Below are 7002 nucleotides of genomic sequence, written 5' to 3'. Positions count from 1 at the left end.
TCGGGGGACAGGCGGGCGGGGGCGAAGAACTCGGTGTGGCCGGCGGTGTAGCGGGCCGCGTAGTCATAGACGCCCTTGTCGGGAACGATCTCCACGGCGGGAAGAGCCGTCGGGCCCCCACCGAGGTCGACCACGGAGACGGCCACCTCGACGCCCTCGACGCAGCGCTCGATCAGCGCGGTGTCGCCGTAGGCGAAGCAGCCGACCATGGCGGCCGGGAGGTCCTCGGCGGCGCGCACCATCGACGCGCCGAGCGCGGAGCCGCCGCGGGAGGGCTTGACGAACAGGGGGAGACCGAGGCGTTCCACGATGCGGGACAGCACCGTGGAGGCGCCGAGGTCGTGGAAGGTCTCCTTGGGAAGGGTCACCGAGTCGGGGGTGCGCAGGCCGACGGAGCGGACGACCGTCTTGGCGGTGGGCTTGTCGAAGGCCACCCGGCAGGCGTCGGGACCGGCGCCGACGTAGGGGACGGAGAGGAGTTCGAGCACGGAGCGGATGGCGCCGTCCTCACCGGCTCCGCCGTGGAGGGTGACGAAGACCGCGTCCGGCGGGTCGGCGAGTATGGAGGGCACCAGCGAGGCGTCGGTGTCACGGGTCTCCACGACGATCCCCGCCCCGCGCAGCACCTCGCTCACCCGGCGGCCGGAGCGGAGGGACACCTCCCGCTCATAGGACAGTCCGCCTGCCAGGACGAGCACGTAGCCCAGATCACTCACCCGAAATACCTCTCTTTGCTGCCCGCGCCGAGCCGATGAGGGGCTCTCACCACGACCGGGGTGTTCGCCGCACGACGACGCCGGAAATCACCGTACGGCAACTCGCCGCATCGGTGTGCACCCGAGGGATCCCATGTCGGCAGGCGCCTCCGCCGGAAGGCGCCTGCCGAGGAAGGGGTCAGGCGAGATCCGGCCCCGGGGTGTCCACTCCGATGTGGTCGGGAGAGGAACCGGTGCCGAACGTGTCGCGCAGCCGCAGCTCCTGCTCGATCACTCCGGCAAGGCGGCGGACGCCTTCGCGGATGCGGTCGGGCTCCGGATAGCAGTAGGACAGCCGCATGTGCCGCGCACCGCCGCCGTCGGCGTAGAAGCCGGTGCCCGGGACGAAGGCCACCCGTTCGGAGACCGCGCGTGGCAGGAGCGCCTTGGAGTCGAGCCCCTCGGGCAGGGTGGCCCAGACGAAGAAGCCGCCGCTGGGGCGGGTCCAGGTGAAGCCTGCGGGCATGAGGGCCTCGAGCGAGCTGAGCATGGCGTCGCGGCGCTCGCGGTAGAGCTCCCGGAAGGCCTTGATCTGCTCACGCCACGGCTGGGTGGCGAGGTATTGCCCGACGGCGAGCTGGGTGAAGGAGGAGTGGGACAGGACCGCCGACTCCATCGCCAGCACCAGCTTGTCGCGGATGGCGTGCGGGGCCAGTGCCCAGCCGACCCGGAAACCGGGGGCCAGGGTCTTGGAGAACGAGCCGAGGTAGACCACGCCGTCGGCGTTGTCGGCGCGCAGCGCCCGCATGGGCTCGCCGTCGAAGCCGAGCAGGCCGTACGGATTGTCCTCGACGATCAGCACGTCGGCCCGCTGGCAGATGTCCAGCACCTGCTGCCTGCGCGCCGCGTTGAGCGTCACGCCGGCGGGGTTCTGGAAGGTGGGGATGGTGTAGAAGAACTTGATCGGGCTGCCCGCGGTCTTGAGGGCGTAGATGGTCTGGGCGAGCGACTCGGGGATGACCCCCTCGTCGTCCATGGCGATGTGGACGACCTTGGCCTGGTAGGCGGAGAAGGTGCCCAGCGCGCCCACGTAGGAGGGCCCCTCGGCGAGGATGACGTCGCCGGGGTCGATGAAGATGCGGGTGATCAGGTCGAGGGCCTGCTGCGAGCCGACGGTCACCACGACGTCGTCGGAGTTGGCCTCGATCCCCTCCATGCGCATGACGTCGCAGATCTGCTCGCGCAGGTGCGGGTCGCCCTGGCCGGAGCCGTACTGCAGGGCGACCGGGCCCCGGCGGGCCACCAGGTCGGCGACGAGCTCTCCCACGGTGTCGAGGGGGAGCGCTGTGACGTACGGCATGCCACCGGCGAGCGAGACCACCTCGGGCCTCGACGCGACGGCGAAAAGAGCTCGAACCTCGGAGGCGACCATCCCGGTAGCTCGTGCGGCGTACCGGTCGACGTAGGCGTCGATGCGGGAGCCTTGGGCCGCGACGGTCCGACCGTGATCTGACTCTTGGGGCACGGTCCACCTCCTAGATTATGTGGAGCACAAAGTGCTCATGCTTGAGAAACCAGGGTACGTCAGTGGTCATTGTCGTCTGCGTGGGGGGACGGGACACCCTGAAACCGGGGCCCTCACTGAGCTACGATGCCAGCTGGAGACGCCGTTTTCGCGCGTTTTTCGCCATGGCTTGCACTCGTCTCGCCAGGATTGGGGCCAACAGGTGTCGCGTCGGCTGGCAAACGTCACACTCGACAATCTCGACGACCTGCCGCGCCGTTGCCGCCGGTGCGTCTTCTGGGAGCTGGATCCCGTGAACGGGAACCGGGCTGTCGAGGTGGGTGATCCCGGGCTGGAGAAAGAGGCCTGGATCTCGTCCACACTGCTGGAGTGGGGGAGCTGCGGCAAGATCGTCTATGTGGACGGCGTGGCGGCCGGCTTCGTGCTCTACGCGCCGCCGCACTACGTGCCGCGCTCGGTGGCCTTCCCGACCTCGCCGGTCAGCGCCGACGCCGTGCTGCTGATGACCGCGCACATCGTCCCCGAGTTCTCCGGCGGCGGCCTGGGCCGGATGCTGGTCCAGGGCGTGGCCAAGGACCTGACCCGGCGCGGGGTGCGGGCGATCGAGGCGTTCGGCGACCTGAAGTGGGAGCAGCCGGGGGCGTGCCTGATGCCCGCCGACTACCTGCTCTCCGTGGGGTTCAAGACGGTCCGGCCGCATCTGCGCTTCCCCCGGCTCCGCCTTGAGCTCAAGACCGCCGTGTCGTGGCGGGAGGACGTCGAGGTGGCGCTGGAGCGGCTGCTGGGCTCCATGAGCCCTGAGAGGGCGCTACGGCCCGTCTGACGCTCCCCGGGATCCGGGCTCGCCTCTCCGCCCCGGAGTGGCGCTATGGCTCATCTGGGCCTGGTATGGACCCTCTGGGAGACGCGCGAAAGCCCCCTGCCGTCGGGCGAGGGGGCTTTCACTGGGTGGGTGTGCCGCTCGGAAGCGGGTGGTACGGCGTGCGCCGTGGGGTGCGCGGGCCGCAGGGGGCCTAGATGATGCCCTCGAGCTCGCGGAGCAGCATGGCCTTCGGCTTGGCGCCGATGATCTGCTTCACGACCTCTCCGTTCTTATAGACGTTCAGGGTCGGAATCTGGAGTACGCCGTAATTGCCAGCAGTTGCCGGATTCTCGTCGACGTTCAGCTTGACGACGGTCAGCTTCTCGGCCTGCTCGTTCGCGATCTCCTCCAGGATCGGCGCGACCTGGCGGCAGGGGCCGCACCACTCGGCCCAGAAGTCGACGATGACGGGCTTGTCGCTCTTGAGGACGTCGGCGTCGAAGCTGGCGTCGGTCACGTTCTTGATGGCGCCCAAGGTTCCTGCTCTCCCTATCCGATGGTGCTGTTGGTGTCAGTTGTCGTCGTGGTCGCTCAGCCAGCGCTCGGCGTCGAGCGAGGCGGCGGTGCCGGTGCCGGCGGCGGTGATCGCCTGGCGGTAGATGTGGTCGACGACGTCGCCGGCGGCGAAGACACCGTCAAGGTTGGTGCGCGTGGAGGGGGAGTCGACCTTGATGTAGCCCTCGTCGTCGAGCTCCACCTGGCCCTTGACGAGCTCGGAGCGGGGGTCGTGGCCGATCGCGATGAACAGGCCGGTGGCCGGTAGCTCGCTCTCCTCGCCGGTCTTGAGGTTGCGCAGGCGGACCCCGGAGACCTTGGACTCGCCCAGGACGTCGACGACCTCGCTGTCCCAGACGAAACGGATCTTCTCGTTCGCGAACGCGCGGTCCTGCATGATCTTGCTGGCGCGCAGCTCGTCGCGGCGGTGCACGACGGTCACCGACCCGGCGAACCGGGTGAGGAAGATGGCCTCCTCCATGGCGGTGTCGCCGCCGCCGACGACCACGATGTCCTGGCCGCGGAAGAAGAAGCCGTCACAGGTGGCACACCAGGAGACGCCGTGGCCGGACAGGCGCTTCTCGTTGGGCACGCCCAGCTCGCGGTAGCCGGAGCCCATGGCCAGGATGACGGCCTTGGCGTGGTAGGTGTCGGTGGCGGTCCTGACGACCTTGGGGGTGACGGTCAGGTCGACCTCGACCACGTCGTCGGCGAGCAGCTCGGCGCCGAACCGCTCGGCCTGCTTGCGCATGCTGTCCATGAGGTCGGGGCCCATGATCCCGTCGGGGAAGCCGGGGAAGTTCTCCACCTCGGTGGTGTTCATCAGCGCGCCGCCGGCGGTGACCGAACCCTCGAAGATCAGGGGCTTGAGGTCGGCACGCGCGGAGTACACAGCCGACGTGTAACCGGCGGGACCCGATCCGATGATGATCACATTCCGGACGTCCATCACTGCTGCGCCTCTCCCTCTGTCATTGCCAGTGGCGTCAACAGATCCTAGGCGGCGGTGATTCCCGGGTGAGACGAGAAGGCCCGGCATGGACGAATCCATGCCGGGCTTCTTCTCGGATGGGGGCTCCCGGTGATCAGTTCCAGCTTGCGAGAGCGGGCTTGCGCAGGTTCTCGCACTGCAGGCCCACGACGTGGACGCGCACCGAGTTCTTCTTCTGGTTCTGCCAGAAGACCATGATGTTGGCGTCCTGACCGTTGTAGAGGCCCTGGTCCACCGCGAACGGCGACTTCCCGACCTTGGCGGAGACCTGCTGGACGCACTGTTCGAGCTTGACGCCCGCACTCATGTCCTTGGCGTCCACGATCTGCGCCGGGCCGATGTAGTCGAGCAGCGAGCCGCTGAGCTCCTGCTCGGTGTAGTTCCAGTTGCTGTCGGTCAGCTTGTAGCCCTGACCGGCGGCGATCACCGCCGGGGCGGTCGGCGCCGGGCGCTCCGCACCGGGTGCGGAGAGCACGCCGCTCGTCACCACGGTCCCGCCGACCACGGCGGCCAGCACGCCCGCCGCCGCGACGGGCATGGCCCACCGGGGCCGTCGCGCGGCCTTGCGCCGCTTGGCCGGAATGACGGTGCCGTCGTCGCCGACGACTCCGAGCCGCGTCACCGGCTCCAGCTCAGGCTCGGGGAGAGAGGTCCTCTCCCACGGCGCGTCGCGCATTATGTCGTCCCAGGCCGGTGCTTCCACCAGGCCCACTCCACCTCCACGGAAGCTTTCGGCCTCTGCGGCCAGCGCGCGGTCGATCCTGAGCGCGACTCCCATCGGCATCGCCGGGGTAGGCGTCGCCGACAGCACCTCACGGACCGCTGCGAGATCGGCCAGGCTCTCGCCACAGGGATCGCAGACCGCGAGATGCTCGCGTACCTGCAGGGCCGTGGCGGCGTCAAGAAGACCCTCGGCAAGTTCGGCCAGGATCTCCAGGTCGTAGTGCGTATCACCCGTCACGAAGTTCTGCTCCCTTCGCGGATGAGACGCGAGACAGGTCGGATCGGTTCCGTAAGTGCGAAAGAATTGGCGCGAGTTTCGCGCGTCCACGCGCGCATCTGCTCTTCACGGTGCCGCTCGGCACCTCCAGGACCTGGGCGGCGTCCTCGACGGAGTAGCCCATCATGTCCACGAGCACCAGCGCGGCCCGCTGGTCGGCGGGGAGCAGCTTGAGCGCGGCCGAGACCTCCATGGAGACCTCGCGCTCGGCTGTCTGGTCGAGCACCGGGGTGTCGCGTTCGGCGGCCTCGACGAGCTCGTCGTCGGCGACCGGGCGTACGGACTTCCTGCGCATGCGGTCCAGGCAGGCGTTGACCACGATGCGGTGCAGCCACGTGGTGACGGCTGCCTCGCCGCGGAAGCTGTCGGCCTTGCGATAGGCCGAGACGAAGGCGTCCTGTACGGCGTCGGCCGCCTCGTCGGGGTCGCCCAGCGTGCGCAGGGCGACCGCCCACATGCGGTCGCGATGTCGCTTGACTATTTCACTGAAAGCGTGCGGATCCCCGGCGATATGCCGGGTCAGCAGATCGGCGTCGGACACTGCTGCCCGCGCCATCTGCTGTTCCGCCGCTGGCGGGGTCTCGGGTGGGGAATTCACAAGGAGAGTCCTGCTGCCGGTCCGGGGAGAACACCACTACGTGATAGATGGTGCCACGAAATCTCCCATGATCGTCAACGAGACGGGTAAAACCCAGCAAATCGCCCCGGCGTCACTTCGTGGCGAGGATCTTGACGTCGATCACGGTGCCACGGTATTTGCCCTGGTAGGTGGGCATCTTGGTGAACCAGATCAGGACATGCCTGCCCTTCTTCGGAGACTCGGCGGTGAAGACCTTCTTGCCGGAGGCCTCGGCGGACTTGCCGATCACGGTCATGTCCTTCAGGTTCTGGGAGTCGCTGACCCTGACCTCCGCGGAGCCGCCGGAACCGCCGCCGAAGTCGACCGACACCTGCTTCACCGGCATGCTCTGGTCCAGGGTGAGCATCAGGCCGACGCCGTCCTTCAACCCGCCCAAGTCCTCGGTGTTGTAGGACTCGGAGTGCCAGTCGGTGGAGGGCTTGCCGTCCACCGCGTAGAGGGCGAGCTCGGGGCGCTCGGCGCCGTCGGTGCCCAGCGGGTCGAAGCCGGTGGCGGCGGCGGGCTTCACCTCGCGGGTGGCGGTGGCCGCGGTCGGCGTGGGCGTGGCGGTCCCCTCCGCGACCGGGGTCCCGGCGTTGCCGATGCTGCGGCCGAGCGTCCAGGCGCCCAGGCCGACGGCCACCATCACCAGCAGCACGACCATGGTCATGGCCGACGTGACGAGCGACGACCCCGCCCGGACCGACGCCGAAGGCCTCGGCCGCCTGCTGTACGCCGGGCTGACGGGCCACTGGCCCGGTGACGGGCAGGAGAGCGGGCTGCCCGCCGCCCCCATGGACGACGGCCACTTCTGC

Annotated in this window: 8 protein-coding genes; 1 reads left to right on the top strand and 7 read right to left on the bottom strand. The window is 69.0% G+C overall.

The window, feature by feature from the left end:
- Both CA984_RS41580 and CA984_RS41575 read right to left on the bottom strand, forming a co-directional pair.
- Nucleotides 1-716: D-alanine--D-alanine ligase family protein (locus CA984_RS41580; RefSeq protein WP_086578827.1), on the bottom strand; the 716-nt coding region annotated here is incomplete at its 3' end.
- A 178-nt stretch (nucleotides 717-894) separates the two neighbouring features.
- Nucleotides 895-2127, bottom strand: a complete 1233-nt coding sequence (locus CA984_RS41575; RefSeq protein WP_242676469.1) for an aminotransferase-like domain-containing protein — start codon at nucleotides 2125-2127, stop codon at nucleotides 895-897.
- 295 nt (nucleotides 2128-2422) lie between these two features.
- On the opposite strand from CA984_RS41575, the gene CA984_RS41570 reads away from it, so the two are divergent.
- Nucleotides 2423-3043, top strand: a complete 621-nt coding sequence (locus CA984_RS41570) for a hypothetical protein (RefSeq protein WP_012895722.1) — start codon at nucleotides 2423-2425, stop codon at nucleotides 3041-3043.
- A 190-nt stretch (nucleotides 3044-3233) separates the two neighbouring features.
- Here the strand turns inward: CA984_RS41570 and trxA are convergent, their stop codons facing one another.
- The 5 genes from trxA to CA984_RS41545 form a co-directional block, all read right to left on the bottom strand.
- Entirely contained in the window at nucleotides 3234-3557 is a 324-nt protein-coding gene (gene trxA / locus CA984_RS41565) for a thioredoxin (RefSeq protein WP_031158358.1), read from the bottom strand.
- A gap of 36 nt (nucleotides 3558-3593) precedes the next feature.
- Complete coding sequence (trxB, locus tag CA984_RS41560; RefSeq protein WP_086578825.1) at nucleotides 3594-4529, bottom strand: thioredoxin-disulfide reductase; 936 nt, start codon at nucleotides 4527-4529, stop codon at nucleotides 3594-3596.
- Nucleotides 4530-4662: 133 nt separating this feature from the next.
- Nucleotides 4663-5529: an anti-sigma factor family protein gene (locus CA984_RS41555; protein WP_086578824.1), complete on the bottom strand. Its 867-nt coding sequence runs from the start codon at nucleotides 5527-5529 to the stop codon at nucleotides 4663-4665.
- On the bottom strand, nucleotides 5519-6124 hold the full coding sequence (sigM, locus tag CA984_RS41550) for an RNA polymerase sigma factor SigM (protein WP_012895718.1): 606 nt from the start codon (nucleotides 6122-6124) through the stop codon (nucleotides 5519-5521). Before sigM ends, CA984_RS41555 begins: the two co-directional genes overlap by 11 nt.
- A gap of 154 nt (nucleotides 6125-6278) precedes the next feature.
- Complete coding sequence (locus CA984_RS41545; protein ID WP_207621241.1) at nucleotides 6279-6857, bottom strand: discoidin/SUN/FTP domain-containing protein; 579 nt, start codon at nucleotides 6855-6857, stop codon at nucleotides 6279-6281.
- Nucleotides 6858-7002 lie beyond the last annotated feature (145 nt).

Origin of the sequence: Streptosporangium minutum (assembly GCF_002149035.1) — a bacterium.
Lineage (GTDB): Bacteria > Actinomycetota > Actinomycetes > Streptosporangiales > Streptosporangiaceae > Streptosporangium > Streptosporangium minutum.
Note: the sequence above shows the minus strand (reverse complement) of the source record. Positions and strands in the feature narration are given on the sequence as shown.

Coding starts and splice junctions, on each gene's coding strand:
- CA984_RS41575 (WP_242676469.1), bottom strand. CDS start 2,127: ATGGTCGCCTCCGAGGTTCGAGCTCTTTTCGCCGTCGCGTCGAGGCCC.
- sigM (WP_012895718.1), bottom strand. CDS start 6,124: ATGGCGCGGGCAGCAGTGTCCGACGCCGATCTGCTGACCCGGCATATC.
- CA984_RS41545 (WP_207621241.1), bottom strand. CDS start 6,857: ATGACCATGGTCGTGCTGCTGGTGATGGTGGCCGTCGGCCTGGGCGCC.